Source organism: Arcicella sp. GW822-FHT02H01 (assembly GCF_058802005.1).
Genome location: NZ_JBXANT010000001.1, coordinates 729816 through 744578 on the forward strand (window position 1 = coordinate 729816; position 14763 = coordinate 744578).

General features: G+C 34.8%; 11 protein-coding genes. 5 read left to right on the forward strand and 6 right to left on the reverse strand.

The window, feature by feature from the left end; genetic code table 11:
- Positions 1–41: 41 nt before the first annotated feature.
- From AC1RNE_RS03135 to AC1RNE_RS03145, 3 genes are all read left to right on the forward strand, one after another.
- Positions 42–2564 carry a M14 family metallopeptidase gene (locus AC1RNE_RS03135; protein WP_492799585.1) on the forward strand — a complete coding sequence of 841 codons (2523 nt, stop codon included), beginning with the start codon at positions 42–44 and terminating at the stop codon, positions 2562–2564.
- A gap of 115 nt (positions 2565–2679) precedes the next feature.
- A complete protein-coding gene (locus tag AC1RNE_RS03140) occupies positions 2680–3069 on the forward strand; it encodes an iron chaperone (RefSeq protein ID WP_492799586.1) in 390 nt (129 codons plus the stop codon).
- Positions 3070–3264: 195 nt separating this feature from the next.
- On the forward strand, positions 3265–3864 hold the full coding sequence (locus AC1RNE_RS03145; RefSeq protein WP_492799587.1) for an HPP family protein: 600 nt from the start codon (positions 3265–3267) through the stop codon (positions 3862–3864).
- Between the two features lie 216 nt (positions 3865–4080).
- Here AC1RNE_RS03145 and AC1RNE_RS03150 read toward each other — a convergent pair whose 3' ends face one another.
- The gene (locus AC1RNE_RS03150; RefSeq protein ID WP_492799588.1) at positions 4081–5712 is read right to left on the reverse strand and encodes a M1 family metallopeptidase; all 1632 of its coding nucleotides are present in this window, start codon (positions 5710–5712) and stop codon (positions 4081–4083) included.
- A gap of 163 nt (positions 5713–5875) precedes the next feature.
- Positions 5876–6814 carry a hydrogen peroxide-inducible genes activator gene (locus tag AC1RNE_RS03155; RefSeq protein ID WP_492799589.1) on the reverse strand — a complete coding sequence of 313 codons (939 nt, stop codon included), beginning with the start codon at positions 6812–6814 and terminating at the stop codon, positions 5876–5878.
- 194 nt (positions 6815–7008) lie between these two features.
- On the opposite strand from AC1RNE_RS03155, the gene AC1RNE_RS03160 reads away from it, so the two are divergent.
- Together AC1RNE_RS03160 and AC1RNE_RS03165 are read left to right on the forward strand one after the other, a co-directional pair.
- Positions 7009–7551 (forward strand): peroxiredoxin, encoded by a 543-nt coding sequence (locus AC1RNE_RS03160; RefSeq protein ID WP_309922808.1) that lies wholly within the window; start codon positions 7009–7011, stop codon positions 7549–7551.
- 64 nt (positions 7552–7615) lie between these two features.
- On the forward strand, positions 7616–8200 hold the full coding sequence (locus tag AC1RNE_RS03165) for a carboxymuconolactone decarboxylase family protein (RefSeq protein ID WP_492799590.1): 585 nt from the start codon (positions 7616–7618) through the stop codon (positions 8198–8200).
- A 57-nt stretch (positions 8201–8257) separates the two neighbouring features.
- On the opposite strand, the gene AC1RNE_RS03170 is transcribed toward AC1RNE_RS03165, so the two are convergent.
- The 4 genes from AC1RNE_RS03170 to glf all read right to left on the reverse strand — a co-directional run bounded on the left by AC1RNE_RS03170 (position 8258) and on the right by glf (position 14758).
- Entirely contained in the window at positions 8258–9211 is a 954-nt protein-coding gene (locus AC1RNE_RS03170; protein ID WP_492799591.1) for a hypothetical protein, read from the reverse strand.
- A 357-nt stretch (positions 9212–9568) separates the two neighbouring features.
- Positions 9569–10972, reverse strand: coding sequence for an MBOAT family O-acyltransferase (locus AC1RNE_RS03175; protein WP_492799592.1), 1404 nt, complete (start codon positions 10970–10972; stop codon positions 9569–9571).
- 1 nt (position 10973) lies between these two features.
- Positions 10974–13625: a hypothetical protein gene (locus AC1RNE_RS03180; protein WP_492799593.1), complete on the reverse strand. Its 2652-nt coding sequence runs from the start codon at positions 13623–13625 to the stop codon at positions 10974–10976.
- 29 nt (positions 13626–13654) lie between these two features.
- Entirely contained in the window at positions 13655–14758 is a 1104-nt protein-coding gene (gene glf / locus AC1RNE_RS03185) for a UDP-galactopyranose mutase (RefSeq protein WP_492799594.1), read from the reverse strand.
- Positions 14759–14763: the final 5 nt, after the last annotated feature.

Consider the following 14763-nt stretch of genomic DNA (forward strand, 5'->3'; position numbering starts at 1 on the left):
TTCTATTTTTGGTTTGAATCTATTCATCAAAACTCAAAATCATGCCCAAAAATCTATTACTTTACGCATTTTTACTATTAAGTATCTGTGCATCAGCACAAAGCAAGCTCCAATCTCCCGAAGAGTTTCTGAACTTTAAAAAAGGCGAACGCTTTCTAAGACATCATCAGGTAGTGAGTTATTACGAATATGTAGCTCGCCAAAATCCAAATCAGGTTAAATTGATTCAGTATGGTTCAACCAACGAAGGTCGCCCATTGATGATGGCCATTTTAGCATCTGCTGAAAATTTTGCACAGTTAGAGGAAATCAGAACCAATAACTTAAAGTCAATTGGTTTGTTGGAAGGAAAGCCTACTAAAAAACAACCTGCTATCGCTTGGTTGAGTTTTAACGTACATGGTAATGAATCATGCGGAACAAGTACTGCTCCATTTACCTTATACGAATTGATGAACCCTAGTAACGAGCGTTCAAAAGCTATTTTGGCCAATACTGTGGTTATCCTAGACCCTAGTATTAACCCTGATGGATACGACCGTTACGTAAATTTCTATAATCAAAAAGTAGGTGCGGTGTATAATCCAAATCCTGCAGCGATTGAACATGCTGAACCTTGGCCAGGTGGACGTTTCAATCACTATTTATTCGATTTGAACCGTGACTGGGCTTGGCAAACACAAAAAGAATCACAAGAAAGAATGGCAGTGTACCGCCAATGGATGCCACACCTTCATGCTGATTTTCATGAGCAAGGTGTAGAAAACCCTTATTACTTTTCTCCTTCTGCCAAACCATATCACGAAGATATTACTAGCTGGCAAAGAGAATTCCAGAAGATTTTGGGAGATTATAACAAACGTGATTTTGATAAAAATGGCTGGTTGTATTTCTCAAAAGAACGTTTTGACTTACTATATCCTTCTTATGGTGATACTTACCCAACTTATAACGGTGCCTTTGGTATGACTTACGAACAAGGCGGAGGCGGTAGAGGCGGTCTAGGCGTTACTAAAAGAGATGGCGATACGCTTACTTTAAAACAAAGAATCGACCACCACTTAAGTACTTCGTTTTCTTGTTTAGAAGCCATTTCAGCCAATGCAGACAAAACGGTTACTGAATTTATCAAGTTCTTCGATAATGCTCAAAAAACGCCAGTAGGTCAATACAAATCATTTGTATTTAAAACAAAAGGAAATGAGAGCAGAACACGTGAATTTTTGAATTATCTAGACCGTGAGAACTTCCAATATGGTATTGCGGGAAAATCGTTAGTGGCGGCAGGTTATAGCTATCAGGATGATAAAAATGTAGGTTTCGCTATCGACCCTGATGATATTGTGATTAATTTATTCCAACCTCGTTCTACGTTCTTAAAGATTTTGTTAGAACCAAAAACAATGGTTGAAGATTCGGTAACTTACGACATTACGTCATGGTCATTGCCATATGCTTATGGTTTAAGTGCTTTTGCTGTAAAAGATAAAATTACGCCAGCACCAAAGCCTCAGTTTGTACCTGCTACGTCAAAAATAGAAAAACCGTATGCTTATATTGTAAAATGGCAAGCATTCAGTGAGTTGAAATTATTGGCTTCTTTATTGAAAAAAGGTATCAAAGTTCGTTCAGCAGCCAAGCCGTTTGAAATTGAAAACCAAACGTATAACGAAGGTACTTTGGTCATTACTCGTACAGGAAACGAACGCTTAGGCGATTCTTTCGATAAAATTGTAAGAACAGAAGCTGACAAGTTTCAAGTAAATCTTTATTCGGTGTCTACAGGTATGTCTACTAAAGGGTCAGATTTTGGCTCAGACAATGTATCATATTTAGCACCACCAAGAGTGGCTATTGTTTCAGGTGAGGGTGTTTCTGCTACTGGTTTTGGTGGTACGTGGCATTTCTTTGATAAACAACTTGAATACCCTGCTACGATTATTGGTGAAAATACGATGGGAACCGTTGATTTATCTAAATATGATGTGTTGATTTTGGCAGATGGCCGATACAACAAAATTTTAGATGATAAAAACTTAAGTAAAGTAAAAGACTGGGTACGTGCTGGTGGTAAATTAATTGCGATACAAGGCGCGTTGAATGCTTTGGCTGGCAAAGATGGCTTTGATTTGAAACACAAGGAAGAGGATAAGAAAAAGGAAAAAGACAAGGAAAATGAAGCGGTAAAATTAAAGGTTTTTGGCAATGCTGAAAGAGAATCAGTTTCAGAAGAAACACCAGGAAGTATTTACAAACTTTCGATGGACAATACCAATCCATTGGCTTTTGGGTACGATAAAAACTATTATAGCTTGGTATTAGAAACAACTGATTTCCAATATTTAACGGATGGTTGGAACGTGGGTGTCACTAAAACCAAAGATTTAATAGCTGGCTATGTAGGTGTAAAAGCACAAGAAAAGCTTAAAAACTCAATGATTTTCGGGACACAAGATTTTGGTCGTGGACAAATTGTTTACTTAGCTAACGACCCTATTTTCAGAGGTTTCTGGCAAAATGGTAAATTATTGTTTGGAAATGCTGTATTCATTGTGGGAAATTAATTTTCTTCAATTCATTCATAAAAAAGCCTTTATCCGTGATGGATAAAGGCTTTTTTTATGTTAAATTTTCTTGAAAATTAATATGTTAGATAAAAACCAGTAATCAGAACAATCTATGAAAAACTCGACCATTAAAATCAATACCATTGATGATTACATCGCTGGTTTCCCTTTGAAGATACAAGAACAGCTACAAACCCTTAGGATAATAATAGCCGAAGCTGCACCTAATGCTGAAGAAGGAATCAGTTATGATATTCCTACTTTTAAACTTCATGGGAAATTAGCCCATTTTGCTGCTTATAAAAACCATATAGGTTTTTATCCTGGTGCTTCTGCTATCGAAGCTTTTAAAACAGCATTGGATGACTACGAGACTGCTAAAGGAACCATTCATTTTCGTTTCAACGAGGAAATACCCAATGAGTTAGTTACAGCAATTATACAGTTTAAGGTAAAAGAAAATTTAGCGAAAGCTGCTTTGAGAAATAAGAAGGAATACTAGCATTTAATTCTTAGAAATTGAACCTATTAATGAAAGGCCTTGTCTAATATTTAGAGTTTTATAAGTATTAATACCTACAAAATTAATTATAAAATCATTTTTATGTACTAATTTTGATTCATAAACAAGAAACAAAACCCACAAAACAATTCACAACTATCAAGCTATCTTAGGCTAAGAATTAAGAATGGACGAATGGTTAGACAAAAATTAAAACGAAATTTAAGAATTTCAAGGTACATTATCTACAAAGAAACGTTAGTCGATTACAAGGAAAATTTCTGGTCATTTATTGGTGCTTTTATTGGGATTGGACTCATTTCATTTTTACAAACCTTTCAACTTACTTCAGATGACAACATTTTTTTGATAGGTTCATTCGGAGCATCGAGTGTGTTGATTTTTGGTGCTATCCAAAGTCCCCTAGCACAGCCACGTAATCTTATTGGTGGACATTTGATTTCAGCGATTATCGGGGTAACTATTTATCAACTGCTTCCTAATATTCTTTGGCTAACAGCACCTTTGGCTGTTTCTAGTGCCATCGTGATGATGCAAATCACCAAAACGCTTCATCCTCCGGGCGGAGCAACGGCATTATTAGCAGTGATTGGGTCTGATAAGATTAAAAGTTTAGGCTATTTTTATGTGTTATCTCCTGTGTTTACGGGTTGTCTTATTCTCTTTCTAGTGGCTATTATTTTTAATAATATTACCCCTGATAGAAAATATCCTACCGATAAAAGATTTACGGATTCGTTGAAAAGGATGTTTATTAGAAGAATTAAAGAATAGATTTTAATTGAGATGAGGTATTGACATTTCAAACATTTCTATTAGCTGGTGACTAAAGTCCTATTGATTACCGATACATATCCATAAGTATTTGATAATCTTATCACTAGCGAGGGACTTAAGTCCCTCGCTAGTGATAAGGATGAAAGCTTGCTTGCTTCGTTATATTAGGAAGACGGAGGCTTAGTTTGAAGGATGATGAATAGAGTTTTACGTTTATACCTTCTTCAAATACACATAAAAGTTATCATCAATTTTTATGTCTTTAATTCCTTTCATGCTTTTCCACACTGTAGTGGGTTGGATAAACTGATACTTACCTCTAGCATTTTCTATTTTTATGGGCATATTAAAACCATCAATACAGGTAGTCCAGCGATAGGATACCACTCCCTTTTCTACTTTATATTCCAAAGTCGGAATTTCGGTATTTCTAAGGTATTGATCAAAAACTTTACTTAAATTAATCCCTGATTTTTTGGTAATGTAGCTCTCTATTTGCTTGGTATCTACTGTCTGGTGATAAAAATCTTTGTTCAGCCCTACCAAAATTTGTCTCCATTTTTCATCATTATCAATAACCTGACGGATTGTATGTAACATATTTCCTCCTTTGTAATACATATCTCCAGAACCTCCCTGATTTACTTCATAATCACCAATAATGGGTTCTTTGTTGCCAATTAGTTTTCTACATCCCTTCACATAAGTCGCTCCTGCTTCTTTGCCGTAATAATATTCAGTAAAAAGGTTTTCTGAATAATTCGTAAAGCTTTCATGAATCCACATATCAGCAATGTCTTTATCCGTAATATTGTTAGCAAACCATTCATGTCCTGACTCATGAATAATAATAAAATCCCATTTCAGCCCCCAGCCTGTTCCTGATAAATCTCTCCCTAAATAGCCATTAGTGAAATGATTACCGTAGGTAACAGAACTTTGGTGCTCCATGCCTAAATAGGATACTTGTACTAATTTATAACCGTCTTCATAAAATGGATATGGTCCAAACCAATGTTCAAAGGCTTTGAGCATCATAGGCACTTGTTTGAATTGAACTTTGGCTTTTTCAAAGTCTTCTGGCAACACATAATAGTTGCAATCCAAATCGCCTTTTAGTCCTTTATACTTTTCTGAGAAATGTACGTAATTCCCGATGTTAATATTTACGCCATAGTTATTGATTGGATTAGCAACAAACCAATCGAAAGTACTCGTTTCGTCAGGATTATCTACTACTTTCAATAATCGTCCGTTTGAAATATCCTGTAAGCCTTTAGGCACAGTAATAGAAATCAGCATACTATCGGCTTCATCATACATGTGGTCTTTGCATGGCCACCAAACGCTAGCGCCTAAACCTTGGCACGATGTGGTAATAAACCATTTGCCCTCTGAATCTTTCTTCCAAGAAAACCCTCCATCCCAAGGTGGACGACGAGCAACTCTTGGCTTACCTTCATAAAATACTGTGATAGATTCTGTTTTGCCTGTCACTTGCTTTTTTTGTAATTCAACAAAGAAAGCATTCCCTTCTCTTTTATATTTTAATGATTGTCCATCTTGAACTACCTTTGTGATTTGCATCGGATTTTGTAAATCAATCTGTATTACCTGCGCGGGCTTTAATACTTTATAGGTAATCAGATTATTCCCAGAAATAGTACTATCGTTGGGCTGAACTTTTACACTGAGGTGATAATATTGAAGATTCCACCAAGCTCTTTCGGGGGTAATGCTTCCTCTGAGCGAGTCTTGTCGAGTATATGCTTTTTTAGGTTGAAATAACTGCGAAAATCCTAAAAAGCTTAGGGTGCATAAGCATAAGGTAATAATGAATTTCATTGTTGTTTGTTGATTGATTTAGTAGTAAGATACAAGATATTAGACATTAGATGCTAAATACAGTATCAGGTTTTGAATGTAATATAAAAGATTCTTAAATATTGAGAAGAAAGATTAAATATTCTACTTATGTCTATTGTCTTTTATCTAATATCTAAGAATTCTAACCTACCTCCACGATATTCCTTTTCTTTTCCACAGTCAATTCTTTTGGGAGTGCTGCTAAGATACATTCTTTTAGGGCTTTTAGGATGCCTAATTTTGCAAAATTTTTGTGCGCTACCAAACTTACTTCTCTGACAGGTGCGGGTGATTTAAAATGACGTATTAATTTTAATCTTTCATCATCAAAATCCATGGTTGCCAGTTCAGGTAAGATAGTGATACCTTGATTTCTTTCCACCATCTTGCGAAGCGTCTCCAAGCTTCCAGCCTGATATTCAAATTGATTTCTGCCGATAGATTTACGCTTTAATTCACACAAATTCTCAATTTGCGAACGCAAACAGTGTCCTTCTTCCAAAAGCCATAATTCCTTAGGGTTAATATCTTCCGAAAGTGCATATTTTTTCTGATAAATCGCATTTTCCTTAGATACATATAAAACCAACTCTTCATAAAAGATAGGATATTCTACAATATTGGGCTGTTGGAGAGGCGTAGCGATTAAACCCAAATCAAAATCATCATTCTTTAAGCCATGTACAATTCTGTCGGTAGTAAGTTCTTTAATCTTTAATTCAACATTCGGATATTTTTCAAGAAAATTAGCTAGAAAAAGAGGTAATAGATAGGGAGCAATGGTAGGAATAACACCTAAACGGACTTCGCCCGTTACGTCATGCTTTCCAGAATTTACGGCATCTTTGATTTTATAAAATTCAGCAATAGTAATACGAGCCTGCTGAATAATTTCTAATCCAATTTGGGTAGTTACTACTGGTTGGCGACTCCTATCAAATATTTTCACACCCAATTCGTCCTCCAATTTTTGAATTTGCATGCTCAAAGTTGGTTGAGTTACAAAACAACTATCAGCAGCTTGCACAAAATTTCTATGATTCTCAACGGCAATTACATATTCTAATTGTGTAATAGTCATGTTATTAAAAGAAGTTATAAGGAATATCTATGTAAATATCAATATTATCAATTTGTTTACAAAGAGATTAGTGAGCAACTTTGTAAAAGAAAAAGAAATATTACTTTTTAAATGCAGTAATACTTAATTTCTTTCTAAAAGAACTAAAAATTGTACAATTTCAATATTTTATTTAAACAGAAAACAAAAAAATCATGTTATCATTAGGCTCAACATTCCCAAAATTCCAAAAAACAGCAGTAGTTTCTCTTGAAAAAGGAAAAGAATTTTACGATATCACTTCAGAAGATCACAAGAATGCTGACAAGTGGTTAGTGATGTTCTGGTGGCCAAAAGATTTCACTTTTGTTTGTCCTACTGAAATTGCTGCTTTCAATGCAAAATATGACGATTTCTCTGATCGTGATGCTATATTAATCGGTGCTTCTACAGATTCAGAATTCGTTCACTTAGCTTGGAGAAACAATCATGACGATCTTCGTGGATTAAAATTCCCTATGTTAGCTGATACTTCTAAATCTTTAGCTGAAGAATTAGGTATTTTAGAAGCAAACGAAAAAATCGCTTACCGTGTTACTTATATCGTTGACCCACAAGGAATTATCCGTTGGGTATGTGCTAACGATTTATCAGTTGGCCGTAACGTTGACGAAGTATTAAGAGTTTTAGATGCACTTCAAACAGACGAACTTTGTCCTTGTAACTGGAAACAAGGCGAAGAAACTTTATCAGTTTAATTTCCTAATTAAGAGGCTTTATTTATTTAAAGCCTCTTAATTTTCAACTCTTCAAATTAAAATCATGTTCGGAACAGTTAGTGAAACTAAAAATAATTTGTTGGCAGAAGTAAACCTTCCTTCAACATTTGAAAGCCTTTTCCTTGATCGCTTAAATTCAGCCGACCACCGTTACATCAAAGACCTTAAAATCAATGTTTCTAACGCTTTGAAAGCACAGACTTTGAAAGAGAAAGAAGCCGTTTTGTTAGCGTTATCAGTAGCTATCAACGAAAAATCAGGCACTTTGGTTACTGCTTTGGAAGAGCTTGCAAAAAGCAAAGGAGCAGAAGAAAAAGAGCTTTTAGAGGTTGCCGCTTGCGTATCTTTAATGAATGCTAATAACGTATTGTATCGTTTCCGCCATTTTATGGATAAAGAAACTTACAATAACATCCCAGCAGGTGTCAGAATGTCAATCATGATGAACCCTGTCCTTGGTAAAGAATTCTTTGAATTATTAAGCTTAGTTATTTCAGCCATCAATGGTTGTGAAATGTGTGTTACTTCGCACGAAGCGTCAGTAAAATCTCACGGTGCTACAGAGCAGCGTATATTTGATGCCGTTCGTTTGGGTGCTGTTATTAAAAGCTTTATTACTTTATTGTAATTGAGCAATACCACTTTTAATTATCCCGCTAGATGAGGGTCAGCGAAAGCTGGCTCTTTATTTTTTGCCTTTTCCTATAATCTGTTTGTTGATAATGCCTAACCAAACATTTCTGCCCGTACAGTTCCAATGCGTATCACTTTTCAGATAATACTTTTCAGGTGATTTTCTAAAAATCCCATAAGTATCGATAACAGGTACGCTCAAAGCTGGATTGCTTTGAATACGCTCTATTAAATGATTGTATTTTCCTAATTCGGGTGATTGAACACTTACTTTGTTGGGAATAATGGATAGATACACTTCATCAAAGCCTGCCTTCAAATATTTTTCTTTACTATTGTTAGCATGGGTTACAAAGGTATCAATCAAGGCATCTGTAACAGGGAAAAACGCAGAACGTCCGTGGGTACTATCGGCCTCCTCCATGTAAAATAAATGCTGTTTATCTGACGATAATATCACTTTAGGTTCTATCCTATCAAAGAAAATCAACGTCATTTTAGCTTTCAATTCTCTGAACCACAGAAATATATCATAATTAAACAAGGTATGTTCTAGACGTTCTTCTGTACCGGGAGGAAATATTACAGCGGATACTTTTTCCCAGCCACTAATTACTTTTTGACGAAAACTTAAGTGTGGTTCTTCAACATTTCCTACAGGTGTTTCACAACTGAAATTATCTACATCTTTTGAGAGATGTTCTTTGGCTGACCTTTCTACTGATTCCAAAATCAAAATATTCCTTTTAGTGCTATCTAAATGAATATAGGTATTTTTTGCCCAATGGATGTAGGTGTATTTACCAACATTAAAATCTGTTTTATTGACTCTCGCTTCCTCTGAAAAGCTATCTCCAATAATATACAAATGTACGTTGGAAGTATCGTTGTTTAAAGCTTGTGTATTTTCATGACAATTTTCTGCTTTTTCTTTAAACTCAGGCAAATATGAAAGGCGGTACAAATCACCAAACCGATAATCGTCTGGAAACAGTTTGGTACTCATGTAAATAGCTGGAAAGTAAGCTTGTAGCCACAAAAATATGGACAAAATGAGTACTGAATATTTTAAAATACTTTTTAACATAGTAATGAAGCTTTCGGATGTCGGATGTCAGCTTTCGGTAATCGGATATCGGATTTCAGCTTTTGGGTTTCGGATGTCGGTCGTCAGCGTTCAGTTATCGGATTAATAAAAGCTGACTTCTGAAAGCCAAAGTCCGATAGCTAAAAAAACCGAAAGCCGACTGCCGAAATCTGAAAGCCCTCTTAAAGTTATCGGATTAATAAAAGCTGACTTCTGAAAGCCAAAGTCCGATAGCTAAAAAAACCGAAAGCCGATGACTAATAGCCGACAGCTACTCTAAAATTGAAAATAGATAAAATTATTGGTATTGAACACTCCAAAGTAATACACCAAAATCATCAAGACTGATACCAAACTATAAAACTTTATATTGCTTTGTGTATTGATATAAAAATACCTCAATTCTTTCCAAAGTAATAATATAATCAACCCCAACGAAAATAGCATTTCGACGTTATTTAAGGGCGTTTGTAATAAATCATTTGGCGAAGAAAAAGATATTCTCTTTAGAATCAACAAGGCATCCGTCATATTTTTTGCTCTAAAGAAAACCCATGCCAACATCACTAATATAAAGGTTGTAATCAAGTTGATGCCTTTCCCTAACGTATTTTGGGGCAAAGTTAATTTAGGGAAATATTTATTTCTAAAAGCAGCTATCACCAAGTATAGTCCGTGTAGAGAACCCCAAATGACAAATGTCCACTGAGCACCGTGCCACAAACCACTCACCATAAAAACCACAAATTGATTGAAATATTTTCGCCATTCCGCTACTCGGTTTCCACCCAAAGGAATATACAGATAATCACGAAACCACGTAGAAAGAGAAATATGCCATCTACGCCAAAATTCTGAAATAGATTTTGAAAAATAGGGACTTTTAAAGTTTTCCATCAATTCAAAGCCCATTACTCTAGCAGAACCCAAAGCAATTTCAGAATAACCAGAGAAATCGCAATAAATCTGAAAGGTATAAAAGAAAGTAGCGACCAAAAGCGATAGCCCATTTTTCTCCACAGGATTGTCATACGCAGCATCGACCACCATAGCTAGTCGGTCGGCAATTACCACTTTTTTAAACAACCCCCAAGCCATCATCATGAGTCCACTTTTTACTTTCTCCCAATTATACTGATGCTTTTCATAAAATTGATGAATCACATTCTGGGGTCTTTCGATGGGGCCGGCTACCAATTGCGGATAAAACATTACATAGAGGGCATAAATCCCAAAATGTCTTTCTGCTTTCTGGTTGCCTCTATACACTTCTATGGTATAGCTCATTGCCTGAAAGGTATGGAAAGATAGCCCAATGGGTAACAGAATTTTGAGGTAAGGTGCGGGGTTTCTTACATGAATAAAATGTAAGAGATGGGTAATATTGGTATTAAAAAAGTTGTAATATTTAAAAATGGCCAAGATGCCAATGTTGGAAATCAAACTGACAATCAGGAGGATTTTCCTACTATGTCCCTTTGATTGTTCTATATAAATCCCAGCGAAATAATCAATAATGATGGTAAAAAACAGGATTAAAATATAGATAGGTTGAAAAACCATGTAGAAATAACAACTTGCAAAAAGCAGTAATCTCCAACGCCCATTCCAACCCAAAGACCAGTAGCCAAGCGTAACGATGATAAAGAAAATTAAAAAATGAATAGAATTAAAAAGCATATTAACGAAGTTTCACCGACCAATTTTCAAAAGCAGTAGGCGTTGTGATATCAATGATTAATTTTTGATACGATTCTGAATAAGTAAGTACTGGATAAGACGTAGAAACCAGCGGCATTCCTCCTACGTAACTCCCATTTTCATCAAAAAAACGATAGCTTGTATAACTGTTAGTCAAAGCAAAGTATTTTCCTCCAATGCCTAGATTATAATATTTCAACCGTTTTACGCCATAAGTTTCTTCTTTAATGGTAAATATTTCACTTTCTGTTTTATCAAGCACTACTACATCTTTTCCATCCGTTTTCATAATTACCCAATCGGCATTGCGTTGGTCGGCACATAAAAAGAATTTAATCTCAATACTAGGTCTTAACAACTGTTTTTTCTCAATAATTTTTCCAGACAAATTTACGCTAAACAATTCTCCATTTTCGCTCAGGGCTTTTATTGAAATCTTCTCTCCAGAACCTTCTAATATAGCTGGCCCATTAAAAGTGCGGTTTAAGGCAAGCGGAAAACCATTAGGCACATTTCCATCAGCGTCTTGCAACGTAAGTTTGCCCTTCTTATCTAACAGAATAGCATATTCAACGCCTCTTAGGATAACCGTAGAGATAGGTAAAATATATTGTAATCCGCTGACAGGTTTATAATGAAGCTTTAAACTAAGCGAAGATTTATCTATTTTAAAAGACGCTGCATTGGCAGTAAAAAGTGTTGTATTGAACTTTCTATCTGTTTCTTTATCAAAAAGAATAAAATCACTCACCCTAGTGCCTGTATTATTGGTAATGGGATGTACCTCAAAACCTTCTGCATTTTTAGTAAGTAGATAGATTTTTGTAGGACAAGCCAATAATAACTGCTGTTGGGCAGTGGGCAATATTTTTACATTTTTTATCTCCCCTACTAATTTGCCAGCCAACTGATATGACCAAACAGTTTTGCCTCCTTTGATATAATGAATTTCATTATCATCATCCTGCACAAATACCTCTTGTTTTTTAGTGGAAGGATTGATTATATAAAATGGTTTTGCTGCTGAGTCTATCTTAATACTTGATAGTTTTAACCATTTATTTGAATATTTTTTAGATGACTGTGATAAAGACAAATTTTTAAAAAAACGAAGCAATGTTTTTTGCTGATTGATTTCAAAAATACATACTTGAATACGATTTAAAACGCTTTCATTCTCAGCAAATTTACTAGACCATGCATTTACCAATGACTTATTAAAGCCTAGCAATGCTTTATTAGTCTCTGTAATCAGCGTCAAGTTGGCAGGTCTACACTTTTTAATAAGCGCCTGATTCTTGGATGAATTACTCCAAACATCGCCTTTGCTTAAAGTAAGTAAATAGCTTTGCATAGCCGATAAGCTATTAGTCAGGATGACATTGTTTTTATATTCTGTAAAATAGCATTCCTCAAAACCTGCAAAATATTCCCCAAAAAGCATGCTTGGAAATTCCCTTATACCTAAAGATTTTATGGAATAACCACCGTATTCAACACTTACTACATTAGCATTTTTCTCTTTAGATACTTCAACTGAGGTATTTTTTAAGATATCTAACAGCTTATTATTTCTTAGGATTAATGCTTTCCCGTTGAATTTTTCATCGCCTTCATCAAAGCCTGTAAACACTATCCCGCTTTCCAAGTTTTGATAAATATCACTATAATTAACTTTGAATGCTGCCTTTACGGTATTCCTTAAGGTATTTAATTCTTTATGGTCGCTAAAATACTTTTTGAGGTTTTCTTCAAAATTTGTTTGATTGTCTATCGGGATATGCAATAAAAATGATGAAGTAGTCGGAATCATGCTCAAGGTCTCTATCTTTTTAGGAGTTTGCCCCTCAAAAAAATTATCATTTGGGCTATTGCCTATTGCACTAATAATAGATTTGTCAGATTCAAAACCAGAGAAATAATCGGAGAACAATTTAGTAAACTGTGTTGCCCCTTTATCTCTATGGATAGATATTTTATTGATAAATTTACTTATCGCATCCTTATTCAAATGCGTTGCCGTGGTTGCTATATCATTATTAATGCTAAGCACATTTGATATTTCTTTAATCCAAGTATTTTCGCTGGGCAAGATAGATTCTTCAATCAAGATACTTGACGAACTAAAAATCAAAATATCATTTTGGATGATAAACGACAGGACTGATTTTGTGGTAGAATCTATTACTTCTGCTATTCTATAGCCACGGGTGGTATGATAAATGATTCTACTACCAGAGATATTTTCTTGAAGCTTGGAAATCTCATTGACTAAAACAGCATCATTTTGGGTAAGAGGGAGATAAGTAATATAATTCAAGTCTGCTTTTACTTCAGGCAACAAGGCAAAATATAGCATTTTACCTTTCAATAAGTCTTTTACTTCATCTGTTGAAAGACCCATTTTCTTCAATAAGCTAAACTGGTTTTCAACCCGAGAAAGCAAAGGAATTTCAGCAAAAACGATTGACTCAGGATAGCCAGAAAGTTCATTGGTTTCTAATAATAGCAATGTATTATCAGGAACAAATCGTTTTAGGGTACTTAAATAAGGATTTTTCTTTTGAAAAAAAAGATAACTACCAATTCCTAAAATGGCTATTGCAAGGAAAAGTATTACCTTATTTTTCATAATGTTATCATTTTAATGGATAAAAAGATTTATCCAAAAACTGTTTTTACTCTCACTAATGCAGATGCCACCACTTGGTGCATATCATAATATTTATATTCAGCCAAGCGACCACCAAAAATCACATCTTTTTCTTCAGAAGCTAATGTACGATAACGTTTGAACATCTCAGTATTCTTATCATCATTAATTGGATAATAAGCCTCCATACCCGAAGTCCATTCACATGGATATTCTTTGGTAATAACTGTTTTGGGCTGTTTACCAAATTCAAAATGCTTGTGTTCAATAACCCTTGTGTAAGGAATATGAGCTTCGGTATAATTTACAACGGCATTACCTTGATAATTTTCTTGATTAACTACCTCATTATCAAAACGCAAGCTTCTGTACTCTAATTTACCAAAACAATAACCATAATATTCGTCGATATGACCCGTAAAAACAATTTTATCTGCAATTTCTTTAAATGCTTCTTGATTTTCGAAATAATCGGTTGATGTTCTTACCTCAATATCCTTCAATAAACCTTCAGTAAGTTTATTATACCCACCAATCGGGATACCCTGATATTTATCGTTGAAATAATTATTATCAAAGGTAAATCGAAGCGGCAATCTTTTAATGATAAATGCAGGAAGTTCAGTAGCCTTTCTTCCCCATTGTTTTTCAGTATAACCTTTAATCAATTTATGATAAATATCGGTTCCGACCAGAGAGATTGCTTGTTCTTCAAGATTCTGTGGGTCGGTAATGCCCGAAGCCTTTACCTGTTCATTGATTTTATTCTGTGCCTCCTCAGGTGTTTTTACTTTCCATAATTGATAAAAAGTATTCATATTGAAGGGTAAATTAAATAATTCACCTTCAAAATTGGCCAATGGAGAATTGGTGTATCTGTTAAATTCAACAAACGAGTTTACATAGTCCCAAATAGCTTTATCATTGGTATGGAAAATATGGGCTCCATATTTATGAACATTGATGCCTTCTATTTCTTCACAATATATATTGCCTCCTAAATGTGGCCTTTTATCTATTACCAGACATTTCTTACCTCTTTTGTTAGCTTCATGAGCAAACACAGCACCAAACAATCCAGCACCAACTATCACAAAATCATATTCTTTCATCGTTG

Bases quoted from the DNA above. Each gene is read 5' to 3' on its own strand.
- AC1RNE_RS03135 (WP_492799585.1), top strand. From the start codon at position 42: ATGCCCAAAAATCTATTACTTTACGCATTTTTACTATTAAGTATCTGT.
- AC1RNE_RS03140 (WP_492799586.1), top strand. From the start codon at position 2,680: ATGAAAAACTCGACCATTAAAATCAATACCATTGATGATTACATCGCT.
- AC1RNE_RS03145 (WP_492799587.1), top strand. From the start codon at position 3,265: ATGGTTAGACAAAAATTAAAACGAAATTTAAGAATTTCAAGGTACATT.
- AC1RNE_RS03150 (WP_492799588.1), bottom strand. From the start codon at position 5,712: ATGAAATTCATTATTACCTTATGCTTATGCACCCTAAGCTTTTTAGGA.
- AC1RNE_RS03155 (WP_492799589.1), bottom strand. From the start codon at position 6,814: ATGACTATTACACAATTAGAATATGTAATTGCCGTTGAGAATCATAGA.
- AC1RNE_RS03160 (WP_309922808.1), top strand. From the start codon at position 7,009: ATGTTATCATTAGGCTCAACATTCCCAAAATTCCAAAAAACAGCAGTA.
- AC1RNE_RS03165 (WP_492799590.1), top strand. From the start codon at position 7,616: ATGTTCGGAACAGTTAGTGAAACTAAAAATAATTTGTTGGCAGAAGTA.
- AC1RNE_RS03170 (WP_492799591.1), bottom strand. From the start codon at position 9,211: ATGAGTACCAAACTGTTTCCAGACGATTATCGGTTTGGTGATTTGTAC.
- AC1RNE_RS03175 (WP_492799592.1), bottom strand. From the start codon at position 10,972: ATGCTTTTTAATTCTATTCATTTTTTAATTTTCTTTATCATCGTTACG.
- AC1RNE_RS03180 (WP_492799593.1), bottom strand. From the start codon at position 13,625: ATGAAAAATAAGGTAATACTTTTCCTTGCAATAGCCATTTTAGGAATT.
- glf (WP_492799594.1), bottom strand. From the start codon at position 14,758: ATGAAAGAATATGATTTTGTGATAGTTGGTGCTGGATTGTTTGGTGCT.